This window comes from Streptomyces sp. DG2A-72, assembly GCF_030499575.1.
Taxonomy (GTDB): Bacteria; Actinomycetota; Actinomycetes; order Streptomycetales; family Streptomycetaceae; genus Streptomyces.
In genome coordinates this window covers 7,089,924-7,108,542 of record NZ_JASTLC010000001.1, presented here as the reverse complement: position 1 = coordinate 7,108,542, position 18,619 = coordinate 7,089,924, and the positions used below count along the sequence as shown (strand labels likewise).

Here is an 18,619-nt window from a genome sequence, read left to right as displayed (position 1 = left end):
TGCGCGCGAGAGCGGGGTGCGTCAGCAGGAGCAGCCCGCTCGTGCGTCCAGCAGATCGGTACGCCGGTACGCCTTGTAGCGGCGGCTGTCGTGGCCGGTGGTGTTGCGGGTGCGGACCCCGTAGGGAGCCAGGAGCTTGGCGAGGCGGACCTGGGTGAGGTCGGCGTACGGCCAGCGGCCCTCGGCGTCGCCCGGCAGGTCGCGCAGGCACAGGACGAGATCGGCGGAGGCCATGGTGTCCGGGTCACCGACGACGGAGAAGACATCGAGGCAGGCGTGGACGATCGTCTTCGGCCGGCTCGGACAGGACAGGAAGTCGTCGTCCTCGTCCTCCGCCTCGTCCTGTACATCCTGCGCGTCGTCTTCGTCGTCCTCGGGTGCAGCAGCGCAGCAACACGAAGTGGACAGCAGCGCGTTGAGCTCGGCGCCCGCGGCCATGCGTTCGACGAGGACGTCGGTGAGGTTCTCCAGTTGCTCGGCGGCGCTGACGCCGTCGGGCAGCTTGTCGCTGGACAGGGCGACGAGCTGCCGGTCGAGGTCCTGGACCTCGGTGAACACGTCGAGGATGGCGCGGTGGTGCGGGTTCTCGGTCGCCGGGACGGGCGCCAGGACGGCGGTGGCGACCTGGTCGATCAGGTTGGGGAACTGCGTCAACGAAGGGGGCCCTTCAGGGGTGTTGTGGGTGCGGGGCGGGGAAGGCCGGGCATCGCGTACGGCGGCGGGCCCGGCTTAGGGATCGGCTGGGGCGCGTCCAGCTGGGGGAGCGGGTGCGGGCGGCATGCGTCCGCGCGCCCGTTGGACGCCGGGCGATGCCGAGGCGGGCGCGGGCGGTGTCGTACACGTCGTGCCTGGCCCGCGGGCGGACGGCCACCACGTGGATCTCGGTGCGGTGCGTGGAGTTTGCGGGCGCCGGGCGCTGGGCGTAGACGATGCGCCACTCGTTGCGGTGATCGACGTACAGCTTTCGGCAGCCGGCGAGGTCGCGTTCGAGCTTGCTGCCGAACAGCCGGGCGTTGACGACGTCCTGGAGCTGGGCGAGTGCCAGATCGCGGATGTCTTCTGGGGCCTGGAGCAGGTCGGTCAGGGCACGGGGGTCGAAGGAGAGGCCGAAGGCCGGCCGGACCTCGGGGCCGCCGGTCATGCGGCCTGGCCTGGACGGCCGTCCTCCTCCGGCTCCCTGGAGGAGCGGGAGGAGGGCTTCGGGCCGGGCAGCAGGCGGTGGGCGGGCCGGTCCGGGTCCGTCATGCACGCCGACAACGGTCCGCCGGGAGCCCGGACCGCGGCCATGGCGTGCGTGAGGAAATCGCGATGCCACACGAACAGACCGGCCAGGCCCGCCTCGGGGTCCTTGTGCTGCTGGTAGGCCAGCCACAGGGCATGCAGCCAGGCCACGACGTCCTCGTGCTCCTGCCACTGCTCGCACCAGGGCGCCGCGGTGGTCACTTCGGAGCCATAGACGCGCAGGAGGAAGTCGTCCACCCAGTCCGTGAGGGCGTCGAGTTCGTCCTCGTACTCCTCGCCGTCCAGTTCCAGGATCGGGCGGGGCTCCGGCGGAGCGGGCGGCAGGGGCATGCCCGCGAATCCCGGCATGCCGTAGGCGGCGAACGGTGAAGGGGCGGGCGCGGAGGACAGGCTGTCGAGCTGCCGGGCCTGCTGTTCCGACTGATCGAGCAGCTTGCGGACCTTCGCCTCGATGCTCTCCAGATCGGATTCCGGCAGCCGGACCGGTTCCATCTCCCCGTCGTCCGGGGTGCTTATGGATTCAGGCACGAAAAGGGGTCTCCTTGAAGGCGCAGCCGACGGGTGGGATTTCGGCTCCAACCATCCGGACAATCCCCGGTTTCGGTAACCGGGACTTGCGTGCTACAACGCCTCTGCGGGTGAGGGAGAAAGACGCCGGGCAGCATTCTGCGGGCCGCTCCGGGCATCAGAAGACGACGGTCAGGACGTGAGGGTGACGTCGTCCTGGGTCAGGGTCTGCTGGAGCGTCTCGGTGAGCCGGTCGGCGGCGATTTCCGCGTAATGGCGGGTCTTTTCCACGCCGATGAAATCGCGGCCCTCCAGCAGAGCGGCCACGCCGGTCGAACCGGAGCCGCAGGTGAAGTCGAGCACGGTGCCGCCCGGCGGAGCGATTTGCACCAGCTCACGCATGACCAAGACGGGCTTCTGCGTGATGTGCTGGCGGGCCTTGCCTGAGGGCTGCGAGGCGCTGTAGAGGCCCGGCAGGTAGACGGGGTTACGGGAGGCGTCGATGGCGCCCTTGGAGGCCCAGACGATGAACTCGCAGTTCTGGGTGAAGCGGCCCTTTTGCGGCCTGGCCTGCGGCTTGTGCCAGGCCAGCACCCCACGCCACAGCCATCCGGCCGCCTGAATCGCGTCCGTGGTGATCGGCAGCTGACGCCAGTCGGTGAACAGCAGAGCCGTACCACCGGTCTTGGTCAAACGGTGGGCCTCGGTCATGATCTGCGTCAGCCAGAACCCGTACGAACGCTGATCCATGTTCTCACCAGTGAAGTTCGGGAGTGCATGGCTGGCGTCGGCGGAGGTGTACTTCTGCTTGGCGCTGCGGCTCGTACGCTCCTTCGCGGTTCGGCCGCCGGAGTTGTAGGGCGGGTCGGTGATGACGGAGTCGACGCAGTCGTCCGGCAGTTCGGCGAGAACGCTGAGGGCGTCGCCTTGGTGCAGGGAAAAAGGCAAAGAGGTACCCCAGTTCGGGTCGGTGAAGAGGACGGGAATGCCTCCGGCCCGCAGCCGTGATCCCGTCGTCGGCATTCGGGTGCGACAAGGCCCGGCCGACGGAAGGCGGGGGTGCGCGGGGGAGGAGTCAAAACTGTAGGGCACGATCCCCGGTTGAGCGCTATCGCCCGCCAAAAGCCCCGAAATCAAGCCTTGATCACGAACGATTTCGGCAACCGGGGATCCGCCCTTACTGTTTAGGAACTGCCCGGCGGACACCGCCGATGGCCCGCCCCCTGCCCCTGCCCTCGTGGAGGTTCCCCCTGTCCCGGCACACCTGACCCGCCGCCCCGCAGCGGCGCGAAGTGCAACTCGCCCCGTTGCGCAGGCATCCCGATTCACCCAGCCCGGCCGCCCGCTCCCTTTCCACTCCTGCGTACGCGCGGCCAGGACTTCGCTTCCAAGGACCCCGTTGACATCGCTCTACCCTCCCCTGCCCGCAAACGCCCCGCCGCCGGACCGTAGCCGTCCGCCGGGAGGCCAGCCGGATTGAAGGGCATAGCCGCCGGCATCGGCGTCTTCGTCCTCTCCCCCTTCCTCCTCGCCGGCACGGCCATGCTGATGGCCTCCTCCAGCGAGGCCGCCCAGACCACCTACTCCTCCTTCAGCTGCGTGGGCGACGTCGACACCGACGCCGTCGTCGAGCAGGTCACCAAGATCCTCAACGGCACGTCCGCCAAGGACGTACCCGTCGAGGGCCTGTCTCTGCCCGAGGAGCAGATCCCCAACGCCCGCACCATCGTGGCCACCGGGATCAGCCTGAACGTGCCGAAGAAGGGCCAGATCATCGCGCTCGCCACCGCGATGCAGGAATCGCGGCTGCGCAATCTCAGCTCAGGTGACCGGGACTCGCTCGGTCTGTTCCAGCAGCGCCCGAGTCAGGGGTGGGGCACCGCCGAGCAGATCCACGACCCCGTCTATGCCTCCACCCAGTTCTACAAGCACCTGCTCTCGGTGGACGGCTGGCAGCAAATGACCGTCACCCAGGCCGCCCAGGCCGTGCAGCGCTCCGCCTACCCCGACGCCTACGCCCAGTGGGAACCCTTGGCGACCGCCCTGCAAAAGGCGATCGCCGCCACCTTCCCCGGCGCCTCCGGCACGGACACGGACACCACCCCCAGCAGCACTTCCTGCACGGCGACCGAGGACGGCTCCGGGTACGGCACCATCCCCGAAGGCTCGATACCGAAGGGCTACTCGATCCCCAAGGACGCCGATCCGAAGGCGCGCAAGGCGATCGCGTGGGCGATGGCGCAGCTCGGCACGATGTACCAGTGGGGCGGTACCTGCACCGCGCCGCACGGCCCGGACCCGATGGGCCGCTGTGACTGCAGCTCGCTGACCCAGCAGGCGTACGCGCATGCCGGCATCCAGCTCACCCGCACCACGTACACGCAGGTCAACGAGGGCAAGGCCGTCTCTCCCAAGGCGCTAAAGCCCGGTGACCTGATCTTCTCCCGCGGCACGGCCGACCGTCCCGAACACGTCGGCATGTATATCGGCTCGGGTCTCGCGATCGAGGCACCCCGCACTGGCAAGCCTGTTCGAATTGCGCCGCTGGCGGACTGGGGCATCCTCGCCGCCCGCCGCGTCATCTGACCCCCGATCGGGTCGCAGGTCGCGCATGCCTCCTTCACCAGCACAGCGCCGGCACGACTGACCCGGCAGCTGAGCGGGGTTGCCGCCGGCTCATCCCCCTGGGCCGCCCCTCAGCAGGGCCGAGCCGCCTGCCCGTTTCCCCCTTCTCCGAGGCAGTTGCCTCGCCCCTCCCCTTCTTCTCTTCTGCGATTCCCGCGCGTCTGCTTCGGCGCGCACAAGGAGCCTCCCTTTGCACCTGCTCGACACCGCGCAGTACCTGGCCTACGACCCCGGCATCACACCCTCGGGCGGTGGCCTGCCCGGCCTAGCCGTGCTGAAGAACGTCGTCAACTCGATCAACCTGTTCGCGATCGTCGCCGTGGTCGGCGCGCTCGCCGTCTCGCTCGGCGTGTGGGCCTGGGGCCACCACACCGGCGGCCACCAGGCCGAGGCCAACGGTAAGAAGGGCGCGGTCGTTTCGGCCGGCGCCGCCCTCGGCCTCGGAGCCGCGAACGGAATCGTGGCCTTCTTCTCCGCCCTGGGGTCGCAAGTCCACTGATGCCGAAACGATCCTTCTCCCTGTCCGGCTACGGCCTCGAGTGGTCGACCCGGCAGCGCATCACGGCCATCGCGATCGGCCTCGCCGTCCTGCTCGCCCTCGCCGCCGTCGTTGCCCTGCTCATCGGCCGCGCCGGAACCAACGACAGCAAGACCACCACTCCATCCGGGGCTAGCAGCACCGCCTCCGCGTCCGCCGGTCCGACGGCGTCGGCCGGGACCGGTTCGGTAGCCAAGCCTCCGCCGCTGGCGGACCCGGTCGCCTTCGCCAAGGCCGCCGCAGCGATGCTGTGGTCCTACGACACCCGGACCACCAGCCGTGACCAGCAGCTCGCCGGGATGAAGGCGTGGCTGACGGCGGAGACCAAGTACGCCGACTGGTCCTCGATCGCCGCGCAGGTGCCGGATCCGGTGCTGTGGTCGCGGATGGCGGATCAGGACCAGTACGCATCCGCCAGCGTGTCCGAGGCCCACTACCCGTCCGCGTTCAAAGAGGCCCTGTCGGACGCCCCAGAGGCGATCACCGAGGCGTACATCTACGCCGTCACCGTCACCGGCAAGCAGCAGATCGCTTGGAAGAAGGGCGGCGCCGGTGCCGAGGACCGCTCTATCACCCTCGCCGTGCAGTGCCGCCCCAACGCGAACTGCTCCCTGGTCTCCATCGCCCCCCGCGTCGTGCCCTAACCCGCCCCGCACCCAGATGAGAAAGGAGGGGTGACTCCCCTTTGGGCTTCTGCGACCTCCCTCTCGCGGACAAACTCTGCGCCGTCGGCGATGCGGTCGACTTCGCCTCCAACCCCGGCGAGGCCATCGGCAACTGGATGGCCAAGTCGGCGGGCGAACTCGCCGCCGCCGCAGCCGACCTGGCCGCCGACGCGGTCAACACCACCACCAAGGTCGACCTGAACACCAGCTGGTTCCGCGACAACTACGAGATGATCCTGCCGATCGGCCTGATCGTCCTCGTCGCCACTTTCTGCGCCCAGCTCGTGCGCGCCGCGATCCGCCGCGACGGCCAGGCCCTCACCCAGGCGTTCACCGGCACCGCCACCGGTGTGCTGTTCGCCTTCACCGCGATCGCCTTCACCACCGTCGCCATCGAAGTGGTCGACGCCCTGTCCGACGGACTGTTCAAAGCCGCCAACCTGGACATCGCCACGGCAGTGCGGCGCATCGTGAAGGTGAGCCAGATCCCGGGTCTCGAAGCCCTGGGGTGGCTGGTCGCCGTCTTCGCTGGAGTCGGGGCCGCCCTGGGTGCCTTCCTCTATTGGTGCGTGATGGTGGTCCGCAAGGTCGGCATCCTCGTCATGGTCACCCTCGCCGTCTTCGCCGGAGCTGGCGGCGGCTGGGAGGTCGCCCGGCGCTGGCGCAGGGGCTGGATCGAAGCCACCGCCACCCTCGTCGTCTCCAAGCTCCTGATGACCGTGATCTTCGTGCTCGGTATCGCGGCGATGGGCAAGACCGAGGCCAAGGACGGCATCGCCGCACTCGCCGACGTCATGGCTGGCATCGTCATCATGGCCCTGGTGTTGTTGTGCCCGTACGCGACGTTCAAGTTCGTGCACTGGGCCGCCTCCGAAGGTTCGGACGCCGAGACGCTGCACCGCTCCGGCGGAGCCGGTGCGCAGATCGCCCGCCAGCACGCCGAACGCGCCGGCCGCAAGGCCGCCGCAGCAGCAGCTACCGCCGGAACCGGCGGTGCCGCGGCCGGAGCGGGCGCCGCTCCCCAGGGCCCGGATGCCGTGCCGGGCGGCTTTCCCGGGGACATCGCCACCAACCCCACGCCGGACACCGGCAAGGAAGGCGGCGGCAGCTCCACGACGCCGTCGTCCGGAGGCGAGGGGATCAAGAGCGGTCTGGAGAAGGCAGTGCAGCCCGCGCCGACCAGCCCGCGCGACGACACCACCGGCCACCTCGGCGGCACGCCCGGGCCCGGCGGGTCCGGTGGCGGATCAACCGGTCAGGGCAGCGGGTTCATGTCCGCACCCCCCACCAGCGCCTCCGCCCCGCCGCCGCAGGGCTCTCCGCCGGCCCCGGACTCCACGAGTACGGCCGCAACCGGCACGCCGCCGCCTCCGCCCACCGGCCTGTGACCCATCCCCCCACCGGGACGGCGCCCCGCACTCCGCGTGTGAGTACGCCGTCCCGGCCTCACCCCGCGCCTCACCGGAAACCGGCTCTTGTCTGAACTCTCCGTCTCCCCGATCACGGTCAAATTCCCGCACCGCTCCAGGCGCGGCATCCTCCTCGGCCTCTCCCTGCCCCAACTCCTGCTCGTTTCCTCCGCGTTGGCCCTGCTGCTCATCACGGTGGTGACCACTGGGCTGCTCGGCGCGATCGCGCTGACCCCGCTGTGGGCGGTCATCGCCGCCCTGGTCGCCATCCGCCGCAACGGCCAGTCCCTGATCGACTGGGCGCCGATCGTCGCCCGCTACGCCCACCGGCGCCGCACCGGCCAGACGTTGTGGCTGGCCCGCCCGGTCTCCCGGCCCCGTCAGGACGGCGTGCTGCATCTGCCCGGCACCGCCGCCTCGTTGAAGGTCGTCACCCCCGGTGACTCCGCCAACCAGGCTGCCGCTGTCCACGACCCCCACCACCAGACCCTCACCGCTGTCGCCCGGGTCTCCTCCCGCGCGTTCGCCCTGCTGGACCCCGCCACGCAGAACGCAAATGTGGCGGGCTGGGGCAGGGCCCTGGCCGGCATCGCCCGCACCGGACACGTCGCCACCGTGCAGGTCCTGGAACGCACCGTCCCCGACTCCGGCGACACCCTCGCCCGCCACTGGGCCCAGCACGGCCGCCCCGACACCCCGGTTGCCGGGCAGGTGTACTCCGAGCTGGTCGCCTCCGCCGGCCCGGCCGCCGCCCCGCACGAGGCGTACCTGGCCATCAGCCTGGACCTCAAGGCTGCCAAGCGCCTCATCAGCCAGGCTGGCGGCGGGCTACCAGGTGCCTTCACGGTGCTGGAGCAGACCACCTGTGCCGTAGCCCTCGCCGCACGCAGCGCGGGACTGATGGTGACCGGCTGGCTCAACGCGCGGGAGATCGCCGCGGTCATCCGCACCGCCTACGACCCCCACGCCCTGTCCGCCCTCCAGCAGTGGTCGCCGACCGGGCGCGCCGAGGCCGACCCGCCTGCGGCCGGGCCCGTCGTCCAGGTCGAGGAGTACGACCGACTCGGCACCGACAGCGCCCGCCACGCCACCTACTGGATCGAGAACTGGCCCCGCACCGAGACCACCCCCGGCTTCCTGCACGGTCTGATGTTCACCGCCGGCGTCCGCCGCAGCCTGTCCCTTATATACGTGCCGCAGGGACTCGAGTCCGCGCTGCGTGACGTCCAGCGCACGAAGGCCGCCATCATCGCCGACGCCAACGAACGCGCCCGTCGCGGACAGGTCGACTCCGAGGCCGACTCCGTCGAGTACGCCGACGTCAAGGTCCGCGAGCGGCAACTGATCGCCGGCCACGCCGACGTCGCCCTGACCGGGCTGCTCACCGTCAGCGCCGAAACCGACGCCGCCCTCGACGCCGCGTGCGCGCAGATCGAGACCGCCGCCGTCACCGCCCAGGTCGACCTGCGCCGCCTGTACTTCCAGCAGCCCGACGCGTTCACCCTCGCCGCCCTGCCGCTCGCCCGCACGGCGCTGTGACACCCCTCCCACCCCGTTGCTGATGACGATCACCAGCTCCCGGTCCCCGCTCCCGCCCGCGATGAACGTGCCGTTCTGCGGCACCAAGGACCCCTTTGAACGCACCCCGCACCACTGACGCACACCCCTACCTCCGCGCCGCTACCGCCGGTCTACGCCACCACGCCCGCGCCCACACCTCGCACGGCGCCCCCGCCGACCGGCTGCACCTGGACACGCTGCACGCCCACCTCACCGCCGCCCACCAACTGCTCGACCAGCTCACTGACAGCACCCGGCCCCCGCATCCGGCCGCCGGGCGTCATCTGGCCGCCGCTCACCTGCGGTTGTGGCAGGCCACCGCCGCCGTCCACGACGCCTTCCACACCGTGCCCGCCGACGACGGAGAAGGCCCCGCCGCCGAGGAGTGCCGGCCCGAGCGTCTGCCGGAGGGCCCACCGGTGCTGACGATCTGCCAGCGGCACCTGGCGGCCTCCCACGCGATCCGCCGCAAGACCACCCCCACCGACCTCAACACTCCGCTGCACGGCCACACCACCACCTGCAGCCAGTAATTCCTCGCTCCACGAAAGGGCACTGCATGCACAAGCTGAAGCGCACCACCTCCACCGCCGTCGTCCTCGCCGCACTCGCCGGCAGCGCCGCGCTCGCGACCGCCTCCCCCGCCGCCGCCGCAGCCGACTACCGGTGCACCACCAGCACCAAGTCGATCGACGACCCGGCGTACTCGGGCCCGTGGGCCGACAACTGGGACGTCAAGGTCACTTTGTGTGCGAAGCGCTCCGGCTCCACCGTCTACACCTACGCCAAGATCAGCTGGGACGGGCCGGCGTACGGCTACGTCGACGACAGCTCCATATTCGACGGCGCGTACTTCAAGCTCCAGGTCAAGAAGTCGCAGGCGGGCACCGACCCGGTGAAGAAGTCGGCGAACTACTACGGCATCGAGTCGCGACTGGAGAACAGCGACTCCAACGCCAACTACAACAACAGCTACACCACGCCCATCCTCAGCTACACGATCGGCTCCAGCCGCGGACTGGCCGACGGCGAACTGCACCTCGACTGGAACAACGACGGCAGGGGCTACTGGAAGCACCTGTTCAGCGCCTCACCGGCCGTCTGAGCCACACCCGCCCTGCTCCCAGACGCCGTCACGTGAAAGCCGCTCCGTCATGACCCACCGGCCCGCGCGCCGAGCCCGCCGCGCCTCGGCCTCCCCCCTGTTCACCCCGCACGGCACCGACCGGGCCAGCCGCAAAGCCGCGCGCCGTCAGCTCGCCGAAGCCGCCGCCAAGGCCCGCGCCGAAGCAGGCGCCTACTCGGACGGCCACGAGGCTGTCGAGCCCGAGATGCCGCCGCCGCTGTTCCCGCCCCGCGGCCGTCCCGGACCCGCCTCCGCCCGCGGAAACAGGCTGAAGCTGCCGCAGCACCGCATGACCACCGCCACCGCGAGCGGGGCGTACCCCTTCCTCGCCGAGGGCGGCCTGGGCGCCGAGGGCATCTACATCGGCCGCGACGTCCACGCCGAGGCATCGTTCACGTTCGACCCGTTCTCGTTGTACGGGCGCCTCGAAGGGTTCACCAACCCCAACGTGTTGTTGGCCGGAGTGATCGGCCAGGGTAAGAGCGCGCTGGCCAAGTCCTTCGCGCTGCGCTCCATCGCCCACGGCTACCGCGTCTACGTGCCCTGCGACCCCAAGGGCGAATGGACCCCGGTCGCCTCCGCGCTCGGCGGCACCTCCATCGCGCTGGGCCCCGGCCTGCCCGGCAAGCTCAACCCGTTGGACGCCGCCCCGCGCCCGGCCGGCGTGCCGGAGGCCGACTGGGCGGGCGAGATCCGCAAGCGCCGCCTGCTCCTGCTCGGCTCCCTTGCCCGGACTGTCCTGGGTCGCGATCTGCTGCCGATGGAGCACACCGCGCTCGACGTCGCCCTCGACGCGGTCGTCGCCCAGGCCGCCGCCGCACGCCGCACGCCCCTGCTGGGCGATATCGCCGCCACCCTCAACAACCCCGACCAGCTCGACGCCGCCGCTGGGACCATGTCCGGACGGCTCGGTGATGCTGCCCGCGACCTCGCCCACGCCATGCGCCGCCTCGTTCACGGCGACCTGGCCGGCATGTTCGACGCCCCCTCCACCGTTGCCTTCGACCCCAGCTCCCCGATACTGACCATCGATCTGTCCCGGCTCGGCGGCTCCGGCGACGACACCGCGCTCGTCCTCGCCATGACCTGCGCGAGCGCGTGGATGGAATCGGCTCTCACCGACCCGCACGGCGGCAGGCGCTGGATCGTCTACGACGAAGCCTGGCGCCTGATGCGCCACCCCGGCCTCCTCCAGCGCATGCAGTCCCAGTGGAAACTCTCCCGCGGCCTGGGCATCGCCAACCTCATGGTCATCCACCGGCTGTCCGACCTGCTCACCGCCGGCGACGCCGGCTCCCAGGGCCGCGCCCTGGCCGAGGGCCTCCTGGCCGACTGCTCCACCCGCATCATCTATCGCCAGGAAACCGACCAGCTCCACGCCGCAGCCGCCCTGCTGGGCCTGACCACGGTCGAGACCGAGGCCATCGCCCACCTCAACCGCGGACGCGGACTGTGGCGCGTCGCCGGACGATCTTTCATCGTTCAACATCAACTCCACCCGCACGAGCTGGCGCTGTTCGATACGGACGCCCGTATGCAGTAAGCCGCCGCGAGGCGCACCCAAGCTCCCACCGAATGAAAGAAGGCCGCACTGCAGCACCCCGACTTCGAGCTGTACGACAACGTCGGCCGGACCGCCGAACAGATCCACGCCTACCACACACGGTCCGCCACCACGGACGACCTGTACCGCTGGGCGAAGCGGGACACCGAAGGCTTCCGCTCCCAACACCCCTTGCCCGACGAGCCGTTGCCCGTACCGGACCTGGACCCGTACCTGACGGCGCTGGCCGCGGCCAAGACTCCCGCCGAGTTCAGCGCGGTCACCAACGCCCTGCTGGATGCCGCCGAACCCCTCCTCAACACGGTCGTCGACTACCTGGCCGCAGCCGCGCAATGGCGCCGGCAGAACCGCGGCGCCGCCCCCGGCTCCCCGCCCAAGCTCCTGCGGGATGCCGCCAGCCGGATCAAGACCGCCCTGGCCATGGCCGCCGACGCCGACCTGCAAATCCTGCGCGCCCACGACGCCCCGCCCCCGGACCTCGACGCGCTCACCAAGCAGGCCCGCGCAGCCCACGACACGCCACCGGCTCCACCACCGCCCGGGCAGCAGTCAGGTCCGGGTGGGCCACGGCGTTGACCGAAGCATCATCACCGACCGTTGCTGAAACCGGAGAGACCCACCTGCCATCCCAGCCCGACTCCCCTGCCGCCCAGGACTGGGCGGCCGATGCCGTACGTGATCTCACCGACCGGCTGAATGCCGCCCGTTCGTACGACGAAGCCGCCGGCCTCCTCGATGAGGTCCTGGAGCCGACCGAGGGACTCCTCGCCGGCCTCGAAGACTTCTTCGAAGCGGCAGCCAAGATGGCCAAGGCATCCGAACGCCAGGACGGCTTCGACCTCTACCACGACCTCCAATCGGCCGCGCTCACGCTGCGCCGACTCGGCGAAGACCTGCACGTCGCCGTCGACCGCATGCATGCCCTCGCCGTTCCCCGGCGCCGGAGCTGGCAGGAAGCCGTGGCCGACTACTACGCCACCGCCCCCAGCCATTCGGCACCGGCGGCCCCGCCCGCCGGACCGTCCTCCGGCCGCACCCGCTGACAGCTCCTCAGGACCCGATGCCTGCATCCTGCACCGACGTGTCCGTCTTCGCCCCCGCCCTCGCCCAGCACCTGCCTGGGCAGTGGTACCGCCAGTACGAAGGCTTCCCTCCTCCCAAAAACCACCGGTTGATCGCCGACCGCGTGTGGGACTGCGGTCCCGCCCCTTCGGCCGTCCAGGACTTCCCCGAAGCACCCATCCCGCTCCTCGACGGGCCTGACGGCGCACAGCTCTGTGTCATCGAACGGCCCCGCTACCCCCGCCAGTACCTGATCGCCCCGCTGGAGCCCAAGGGCTTCAAGCCACACCACTTCCGCATGGTGGCCGAGCCCAACGGCATCGCCGTCCCCAACGATCCGGTCCGAGCCGCCGCCGCGGTCACGCGCCGCGTGCTGCCCCGCTACCGGCAGGCCCTGGACGCGGTCCACCACAACGCCCACATCCAGCCAGAGCCCCCGCACCGGCTGCCCGCACCGGAGGTCGCCCAGACCCTCACGCTGATCTGGTACCCCGACGGGGTCGTGGGCGCACCGTATAAGTCGGTGCCCGAAGACGCCCGCACCGTGCTCTACAGCTGTTACTTCCAGTACAGCCCACACGAGTCGGCGTTCGCCCTGCCCGCCTCCTACAGCACCAGCGACCGCGCCCTGCTCATCCAGAGCGCCGTCCGGCTGCTCACCGCCCAAGGCGTCGGCGTCAACTTCCGCCACGCCACCCCCGGCCCCCCGACCCGCCCGCCCACAGCAGCACCCGGCACGCAGCCGACGGTGGGCACGCCGTCCTCAGCACGGCGGTAGACGCCCCCTCACATCCTGGAGTTGCCGCTGTCCGATCCTGACCAGCGGATGCTGCTGCATGACGTGGCCGACCGGCTCAATACCGTGGCCGACCACCTCCCGCTCCCCGACCAGATCCAACCGGACCCGGGGCTGAGCGAGATCCTGGACGACGAAGTCCGCCACCTGGCCCGCCTGCTGGGCTACCTGGCCGGGGAGAGCGCCTTCCGATACCGGGCCGCCGCCCGCTACCCGAGCCAGGCCACGGCCACCGTGCGCCGCACGACCCTCGCTCTCGCCCAAGCGGCCGAGCCCACCGGTGCCGCGCTCGCCGCCCTCGGAGCCGCCGTCCACCACCTCGGCCTCCTCGCCGACCTCACCCACCAGGCCCCTGGTCCCGCCCGTACCCGGGCGATCGCCTCCGCGCACCAGGGTCTCGTGGACCGGCTCGGCGAGAGCCGCACCCACCTCGCCCGCGCCGCGAAGCAACTGCGTGCCGCCGCCGATACCCGCACGGCACCGGCCGTGACCTCACCGTCCCCGCCGACGGCATCCGCCACCTCATCCCGTACCCGCTAACCCGCTATTGTCCCGGAGCTCCCTGATTCCCCTGCACATCTCCGCCCGCCGCACTGCTCTCCTGCTCACCGCCGTATCCGTCGCGCTGACCGCGTCCGCCTGCGCCACCTCCGGAACCACCGACGTCGACACCACGGCCACGGCCACCCGCGCCGCCTCCCCCACGCCGACCGCCGAGCCAGCGCTGACGAAGAAGGAGGCACTGGCCCAGATCACCCGCTACTCCAAGATCAACAACGAGGCCAACGCCGACAACAACCGAAAGCTCCTCGACACCATCGAGGACGGCCCGCTGTACGCGATGTCGGTCGCGGACTACAAGCAGGACGAGGGCCTGCCCAAGGCCGACCGCAAGAAGTACAAGCCGTGGTCGTACAACCTGGCCTCCACCAACGTCTACATCCCGCGTTTCACCGCCGGCCAGCAGAAGTGGTTCGCCGCCGTCACCTACAGCGGCAAGAACGACAAGTACCCCCGTCTCCTGGTCATGGCAGAGCAGGCGACGACGAAGCGGTGGGAGATGGTCGCCTCCGTCGACCTCGACGACAAGAAGCAGCTCCCGAAGATCGCCCTGGACACCGAGGGCTACGCCACCGCGGTCGACGCCACGTCCACCAAGAACGTCGCCGCCCCGGTCGACGTCCTGCGCGCCGGCGTCGTCGACAACTTCGCCACCGGCGGCGACATGAGCGGCAAGAAGGTCTTCGCCACCACCAAGACGTCCACCCGGCAGATCAAGGTGCACGACAAGACGATCCACAAGTTCGGTACCCGGGGAACCACCGCATTCTCCTCCGCTGCCGCGGAGTTCACCGACAGCTACGCGCTCAAGAGCTCCGACGGCAGCGCCATCGTGGTCTTCGCGCACACGCACACCCAGCGTGACGCGGTCGCCCGCTCCGGGCTGCAGATCGTGCCGGACAAGGACGACCGCGCCTGGCTGGGCACGACCCCGAGCCCGTACTTCACGTACACGTTCACCTGCTCCGACGTCGCCACCGTCCCCACCGCACCGGGCAAGTCGACACTGATCGGCTACACCTGCCGCCGCACCGACGCCCAGGGCATGTCCACCAGCTCCTGACCACCACCCGCCAGAGTGCACCTACGAGGAACCGCCCTTGCACATAAGCGAGTTCACCCACGCGCTCGCCGACCGCCTGCCCGGCTGGCAGCCCTCCCCCACCTCGGTCCCCATCGCCGACGACCCGGCTAGCAACCGAATCTGGGACAGCGGCCCCCTGCCCTACGCCGCGTTCCAAACGGACGGCGTCCAGCGGAGTGTGCTGACGCACCACTGGGGCCTGCAGCTGTACGTCATGCCCCGTCCGCACCGCCCGGACGAGTACCTGGTGCTGCCCATGCTGCCCGCCAACACCAGCCACCAGCACGTCCAGGGCCTCAAGGCCCCGCGCGGCATCGCCGTGCCCGCCGATCCCGTCCGGGCCGCGGCCAAGATGCACTGCCGACTGCTGGCCAACTACCGCTTCGCGTCGCCCACCCCGATCCGGCGCAGCAGCCCCGGCCACCTCCAAGTACACGTCACCTTCGACACCCAGCAGCGTCCGCGGATCCGCACCGGCTACATCGGCGCCTTCATCGAGTTGCTCGCGCACGGCGGCTTCCTGCTCGACCCCGCCACCGGCGAGTGCCACCTGCCGGACACCCTCACCCCCGAGCAGACCAAGCGCCAGCTGATCAAAAGCCTGCAGCGCCTGCGGCACCGCGACTTCCACATCACCATGCACTCCACCGAAGGCCCGCGCTCCCACCCGCCCCTTCCACCGGTCAACCCGCACAAGGGAAACCGCCGATGAGCCAGAGCCACGACTCCTTCGTCCACGCCCGCCTGGCCACCTGGCAGCGCCGCATCAACGAGACCGCCGCCGCCTGGCCCCGCCGCATACCGGAAGCGCACAGGCGGCGTTCGTGCCCGCACTAGACCAGCTCGTCACCGTGTACAACCTGGCCTCCGGCCTCGTCGCAGCCCTGCACCAGTCGCCGACGGCTCCCTCGCGACGGGCCACGCGGGACGCGCGCGTACCCGTCCCAGCTGGCCACCGCGCTCGCGCACAGCAACCGTGCCGCAACTCACCTGAGCACGACCGTGATCGGCCTCGCCGACACCCACCGGCTCACCCCGCGCCCCGGCACCGCCGCCTCAGTCGAAAGCCAACTGACCATCGCGCTCGGCCACGCCGCCGCGCAGCGAGCCTGAACCGGGCCCTGGCAGCCGTCACCAGCCCACTCTCCGAGGCTCAGCCCAGCACGACGCCCGCGCCGGCGCCCGCTGTCGCCGAGCAGCACCGCCGGGCCGCCGACAGCGCCGGCACCCACCCCGTACGCCGCCGCCCCTGACCCGGGATATCAACCACCCACCGTCCGAACGCCCTTGGAGAACTCCTGGCCACCCGCTCCTTCATCGCCCGCCCCACCGACACCGGATACGCCGGCGTCTACGTCCACTGGGACGGCTACCCAAGCCACCACCTCCCCCTGCTGCTCGGCGCCCACCAGTACCGCTTCAGTGGTGACCTCGACGCCCTGTGCCGGCACCTGATCGACGAAGCGCCCGACGGCTGGTCCCAGCTGGGCACCGACCTCCTCGACGGCGCCCCCCAACCCCTGCGCGCCGAACTCGTCGGCAGCGACGAACACCCCAGCAGGAAACTCGACAACGTCCACGTCATCACCGTCGGCGCAGCCGAGCCCGAGCCGTGGACCGTCACCGAGAAGTCCCACCGGGGCCTGGACTGGGGGTATGTCCTGCACCCCCAGGAAGGCATCGAGGTCATCCCGCTCGACGCGGAGGACCGCGGTCCCGTCGTGGCCTGGGACACCGACCCCAGGGCCCGGTTCAGCAATAGCGCCTACCGGTGGCGCCCCGGCCATCCGGTCCCGGCGACCCTGCCGCCCCGCACGACGGCCTCGACCATCACCCCCACCCCTGCGGCGCCCACCGCCCGGACCGCTCCCCGCCGCTGACGCAACTCCCTTCACCCCGTTTACCTGTCCCGGAGACCTCTCTGCCTGCGCCATCCCCCGCCAAGATCACGGTCGTCATCGCCACCCAGCTCAAGCCCGAGCGGCTCGGCCACCTGACGGCCATGTACGAAAGCCTCACGCGCCAGCAGGCGCCCTGGGAGGCGGTCGTCGCGCTCGACGGCGCCGACCCCGCCCGGCTCCCGGCTCCGCTCGCCAACGATGACCGCGTCCGCGTTCTCCCGCTGTCCCGCCCGGTAGGGGCAGCGTGCGCCCGCAACCTCGCGCTCAACGAAGTGCGCACCGACTACGTCAACTGGGCGGATGACGACGACGAGTTCAGCGACCACGCGATGGCCGTACGTCTGCGCGTGCTGGAGGCGACAGGTGTGGGCTGGTGCGCGGGATATAGCCAGGACCTGCACCCGGACGGGTCGACAACGCTGTGGCGGTGCCCGACCCCGCCCGGCCGGCACGAGGCCGGGGATGTGTGGACGTACTGGAAGAGGCCCGAGGACACCATCCCGATCGGCCCCACCACCATCCTCGCCCGCACCGACCTCGTGCGCGCCGCCCCCATGGGCGGGCTCGTCCAGGGCGAGGACTACATCGCCGCCCTCGGCGTCACCAGCCTCGCGCCCGGCATCCTGCTGCCCCTCCCGGTCTACCGGTACCGCCAACACCCCGGCCAGATGACTCGCCAGGACTCCTACGACGCCCTGGAGGCGAGCGCTCGGAGGCATGCGTGGAACTTCGGACGCAGCCTGTGGGCCGCCCTGTCCCGCCTGGAGCCGAGCAATGCGAGCGAGGCGCTCTGATGCCCGCCTCCGCCACCCAGGCCACCTTGGACTACCTGGGCCGGCGCCTGGACGAACTCGCCGATGCCTTCCCCACCAGCCCCGCGGCGGTCGACGTGGTCACGCTGACGGACGACATCAACGTCCTGGCCCACCATCTTGAGTACGCCACCGAGCGTGCGCAGGAACGGTTCACCGTGCCGGAGACGGTCTACCTGCCGGAACGGGCCGTCTTGGCTCGGCTCGCCGAGGCCGCTGCCGGGATCGCGGGCGCCCTGAACGTGCTCACCGAGGCCCTGACCTACGCCGCGACAGGCTTCCACCGGGAGGCCCTGCCGGACCTGGCCGCCTCCCCTCTGCGCAACGACCCCGAGGTGATGCGGAGTATCGCGGCCGAGAAGTACGCCGAGGCCGCCGCCCGGCTTCGCGAAACCGCCACGGCCCTGCGCCCTGCGCCCGCCCCGGCGGCACCTTCCACACCGCCCTCGGCCGCGCTACGCACCCAACCGCCTGCCCATGCCGGGCCTCAGCCCCGGCAGCGATTACAGCGCTGATCCCATCGAAAGAACCCCGCATGCCTTCCCATCCCCCTGCCGAGATCACGCTCGTCTTGAGTGCCAGCGCCGGCATCGCCGCCGTCGCTCACGGCGAGCGGTACCGGTGGGCAGAGACCGCACTGAAGCTCGTCGGCTTCCACCGACGCGACGACGGCGCATTCGCCTTGGCGGTCAACGATCCGCAGGCGGCGCGCGACGCCGTGCACCAGCTGATCCGCACCGCCCGCCGCCACCAGGCCACCGTCACGGCCAGCAACAGGCGCTACCTAGGCGACGTCGCCGACGAGATAGCCGCCCACCTGCCGGGCCCTTGGAGCGCCAAGGTCGGTGTGCACAGCCACCCGCTGTGGCAGCACGACCTGCTCCCGTGGCTGTGGGACGCCGGCGAACTGATCCACGCCGTCCAAACCGAGCGGCTCCCCCTACACGGCGATCCTGACCGACGACACTGGGATCGAACTTCTGCTCGCTGAACGGCCCGGACACCAAAGCGACTACCTGCTCGGCGCATTCGCCCCGAACGGCTTCGACGAACACCTCGCAAAGACGAGTCCGCCGAGCAGCATCGTCCTGCCCGCCGCGCCCGAGCAGGCCGCCCGCGCGATCGCCAACCGGTTCCTGCCCGCCTACCACCACGCCCTTCACACCC

Annotated in this window: 22 protein-coding genes and 1 pseudogene; 18 read left to right on the top strand and 5 right to left on the bottom strand. The window is 70.8% G+C overall.

The features are described 5' to 3' along the window. Window positions 1-21 precede the first annotated feature (21 nt). The 4 genes and pseudogenes from QQY66_RS33920 to QQY66_RS33905 form a co-directional block, all read right to left on the bottom strand. Window positions 22-654, bottom strand: coding sequence for a DUF3631 domain-containing protein (locus tag QQY66_RS33920; RefSeq protein WP_301984121.1), 633 nt, complete (start codon window positions 652-654; stop codon window positions 22-24). Then, a pseudogene (locus tag QQY66_RS33915) lies at window positions 651-1,141 on the bottom strand (hypothetical protein). The gene QQY66_RS33920 and the pseudogene QQY66_RS33915 overlap by 4 nt, the downstream one beginning before the upstream one ends. Further along, a complete protein-coding gene (locus tag QQY66_RS33910; RefSeq protein WP_301987584.1) occupies window positions 1,138-1,734 on the bottom strand; it encodes a DUF4913 domain-containing protein in 597 nt (198 codons plus the stop codon). Before QQY66_RS33910 ends, QQY66_RS33915 begins: the two are co-directional and overlap by 4 nt. Window positions 1,735-1,941: 207 nt before the next feature. Next, window positions 1,942-2,697 carry a site-specific DNA-methyltransferase gene (locus tag QQY66_RS33905; RefSeq protein ID WP_301987583.1) on the bottom strand — a complete coding sequence of 252 codons (756 nt, stop codon included), beginning with the start codon at window positions 2,695-2,697 and terminating at the stop codon, window positions 1,942-1,944. 528 nt (window positions 2,698-3,225) lie between these two features. Here QQY66_RS33905 and QQY66_RS33900 point away from each other — a divergent pair. From QQY66_RS33900 to QQY66_RS33830, 15 genes are all read left to right on the top strand, one after another. Then, complete coding sequence (locus QQY66_RS33900) at window positions 3,226-4,335, top strand: C40 family peptidase (RefSeq protein ID WP_301984120.1); 1,110 nt, start codon at window positions 3,226-3,228, stop codon at window positions 4,333-4,335. Between the two features lie 229 nt (window positions 4,336-4,564). After that, window positions 4,565-4,873, top strand: a complete 309-nt coding sequence (locus QQY66_RS33895; protein ID WP_301984118.1) for a DUF6112 family protein — start codon at window positions 4,565-4,567, stop codon at window positions 4,871-4,873. Beyond that, a complete protein-coding gene (locus QQY66_RS33890; protein WP_301984117.1) occupies window positions 4,873-5,556 on the top strand; it encodes a hypothetical protein in 684 nt (227 codons plus the stop codon). Before QQY66_RS33895 ends, QQY66_RS33890 begins: the two co-directional genes overlap by 1 nt. 41 nt (window positions 5,557-5,597) lie before the next feature. Next, window positions 5,598-6,965 (top strand): ATP-binding protein, encoded by a 1,368-nt coding sequence (locus QQY66_RS33885; protein WP_301984116.1) that lies wholly within the window; start codon window positions 5,598-5,600, stop codon window positions 6,963-6,965. Between the two features lie 87 nt (window positions 6,966-7,052). Next, window positions 7,053-8,525 carry an SCO6880 family protein gene (locus QQY66_RS33880; protein ID WP_301984115.1) on the top strand — a complete coding sequence of 491 codons (1,473 nt, stop codon included), beginning with the start codon at window positions 7,053-7,055 and terminating at the stop codon, window positions 8,523-8,525. A gap of 95 nt (window positions 8,526-8,620) precedes the next feature. Further along, window positions 8,621-9,079 (top strand): DUF6238 family protein, encoded by a 459-nt coding sequence (locus tag QQY66_RS33875; protein ID WP_301984114.1) that lies wholly within the window; start codon window positions 8,621-8,623, stop codon window positions 9,077-9,079. A 26-nt stretch (window positions 9,080-9,105) separates the two neighbouring features. Continuing rightward, entirely contained in the window at window positions 9,106-9,651 is a 546-nt protein-coding gene (locus QQY66_RS33870) for a hypothetical protein (protein ID WP_301984113.1), read from the top strand. A gap of 49 nt (window positions 9,652-9,700) precedes the next feature. Then, window positions 9,701-11,215 carry an ATP-binding protein gene (locus tag QQY66_RS33865; RefSeq protein WP_301984112.1) on the top strand — a complete coding sequence of 505 codons (1,515 nt, stop codon included), beginning with the start codon at window positions 9,701-9,703 and terminating at the stop codon, window positions 11,213-11,215. A gap of 192 nt (window positions 11,216-11,407) precedes the next feature. Beyond that, window positions 11,408-11,812 carry a hypothetical protein gene (locus QQY66_RS33860; RefSeq protein ID WP_301984111.1) on the top strand — a complete coding sequence of 135 codons (405 nt, stop codon included), beginning with the start codon at window positions 11,408-11,410 and terminating at the stop codon, window positions 11,810-11,812. Next, a complete protein-coding gene (locus QQY66_RS33855) occupies window positions 11,809-12,279 on the top strand; it encodes a hypothetical protein (protein ID WP_301984110.1) in 471 nt (156 codons plus the stop codon). Before QQY66_RS33860 ends, QQY66_RS33855 begins: the two co-directional genes overlap by 4 nt. Window positions 12,280-12,317: 38 nt before the next feature. Next, on the top strand, window positions 12,318-13,076 hold the full coding sequence (locus QQY66_RS33850; RefSeq protein ID WP_301984109.1) for a hypothetical protein: 759 nt from the start codon (window positions 12,318-12,320) through the stop codon (window positions 13,074-13,076). A 48-nt stretch (window positions 13,077-13,124) separates the two neighbouring features. Further along, the gene (locus tag QQY66_RS33845) at window positions 13,125-13,634 is read left to right on the top strand and encodes a hypothetical protein (RefSeq protein ID WP_301984108.1); all 510 of its coding nucleotides are present in this window, start codon (window positions 13,125-13,127) and stop codon (window positions 13,632-13,634) included. Window positions 13,635-13,641: 7 nt separating this feature from the next. Continuing rightward, window positions 13,642-14,718, top strand: coding sequence for a hypothetical protein (locus QQY66_RS33840; protein ID WP_301984107.1), 1,077 nt, complete (start codon window positions 13,642-13,644; stop codon window positions 14,716-14,718). Between the two features lie 37 nt (window positions 14,719-14,755). After that, complete coding sequence (locus tag QQY66_RS33835; protein WP_301984106.1) at window positions 14,756-15,451, top strand: hypothetical protein; 696 nt, start codon at window positions 14,756-14,758, stop codon at window positions 15,449-15,451. After that, window positions 15,448-15,576: a hypothetical protein gene (locus QQY66_RS33830; protein ID WP_301984105.1), complete on the top strand. Its 129-nt coding sequence runs from the start codon at window positions 15,448-15,450 to the stop codon at window positions 15,574-15,576. Before QQY66_RS33835 ends, QQY66_RS33830 begins: the two co-directional genes overlap by 4 nt. 425 nt (window positions 15,577-16,001) lie before the next feature. Here the strand turns inward: QQY66_RS33830 and QQY66_RS33825 are convergent, their stop codons facing one another. Further along, window positions 16,002-16,319 (bottom strand): hypothetical protein, encoded by a 318-nt coding sequence (locus QQY66_RS33825; protein ID WP_301984104.1) that lies wholly within the window; start codon window positions 16,317-16,319, stop codon window positions 16,002-16,004. Between the two features lie 422 nt (window positions 16,320-16,741). Between QQY66_RS33825 and QQY66_RS33820 the strand changes: the two genes are divergently transcribed. The 3 genes from QQY66_RS33820 to QQY66_RS33810 are packed head-to-tail and all read left to right on the top strand — an operon-like array spanning window position 16,742 to window position 18,443. Beyond that, on the top strand, window positions 16,742-17,434 hold the full coding sequence (locus QQY66_RS33820; RefSeq protein WP_301987582.1) for a glycosyltransferase: 693 nt from the start codon (window positions 16,742-16,744) through the stop codon (window positions 17,432-17,434). Beyond that, a complete protein-coding gene (locus QQY66_RS33815) occupies window positions 17,434-17,967 on the top strand; it encodes a hypothetical protein (RefSeq protein WP_301984103.1) in 534 nt (177 codons plus the stop codon). Before QQY66_RS33820 ends, QQY66_RS33815 begins: the two co-directional genes overlap by 1 nt. A 20-nt stretch (window positions 17,968-17,987) precedes the next feature. After that, window positions 17,988-18,443 (top strand): hypothetical protein, encoded by a 456-nt coding sequence (locus tag QQY66_RS33810; protein ID WP_301984102.1) that lies wholly within the window; start codon window positions 17,988-17,990, stop codon window positions 18,441-18,443. Window positions 18,444-18,619 lie beyond the last annotated feature (176 nt).